The organism is Streptomyces sp. SID14436, from assembly GCF_010548465.1.
GTDB lineage: Bacteria > Actinomycetota > Actinomycetes > Streptomycetales > Streptomycetaceae > Streptomyces.
Window position 1 is genome coordinate 1 of the sequence record NZ_JAAGMD010000692.1, and the last position, 879, is coordinate 879.

Genomic DNA, 879 nt, shown 5'->3' on the forward strand with positions numbered 1-879 from the left:
CGCCACAACGGCCGGTCCAGCCGCGGCGGTCCGCCGGCACCGGCCGCGGCCCGCAAGCGCCCCGGGGCCGAACCGGCGCTCCAGCAGCCCCCGTACGCCCCTCGGCGTGACGGTGCCCCGCCCGGGGGCGGGGCACCGAACGGCCGGAGGTCTACTCGGGGACGGTGAAGTAGCGGGCGAAGGACCGGACGACCTCGTCCTCGCCGATCCGGCCGTCGCCGTCCGTGTCCAGCGTGGCCGCCGCGGTGCGGGCGAGGTCGTCGGCGACGCCGAGCGCCACGAGGACGCGGGCGGTCTCCTCGACGGTGGCCCTGCCGTCGCCGTCGCCGTCCGCCACGGCGAGGGCCGCCTGCAGGAAGGGCCGCGCGATCTCGCCGAACCGGTCGGGGTTGTCGCGCAGTCGCTTCAGCGCGCCGTTGACGAATTCCTCGCGGGTGATGCGCTGGTCGCCGTCGCGGTCCGCGATTCCGGCCATGCCCTGCCAGAACGCCTCCGCGCCGCCGTAGAGGGACTGTCCCCGGTCGGAACGGGCCGCGACGCCGAACTCCGCCAGCAGCGCCTTCGCCGCGTGGCTGAAGTCCTCGCGGTCGATGTAGCCGTTGCCGTTCTGGTCGAACGTGGCGAATCGGTCCGCGATCCTGCGGTCGTGCTCGCTGGTGACCATGTCTCTTTCAGGCCGCCTTAAGTCAGTGGGGTCTTCTCGTCCGGAGCGTACGTCGTACGGGACGGTCCCGGGGAACGGATACCGCACCTGTGCCAGGACCGGGGGCATTCCGCGACCACCCCGTTGCTCCAGGCGGGGTGCGCGGTGCCCGGGCCGGCGCCGGGGGGGCGCGCGGCCGGAGCCGAGGGCGCGGGGCAGGACGGCACGGCGGCGCG

At 75.3% G+C, this 879-nt stretch carries 1 protein-coding gene; it reads right to left on the reverse strand.

Annotation, left to right across the window (positions count from 1 at the left end; translation table 11 throughout):
* Positions 1–151: 151 nt before the first annotated feature.
* Complete coding sequence (locus tag G3I53_RS24955) at positions 152–664, reverse strand: EF-hand domain-containing protein (RefSeq protein ID WP_164334313.1); 513 nt, start codon at positions 662–664, stop codon at positions 152–154.
* Between the last annotated feature and the right edge of the window lie 215 nt (positions 665–879).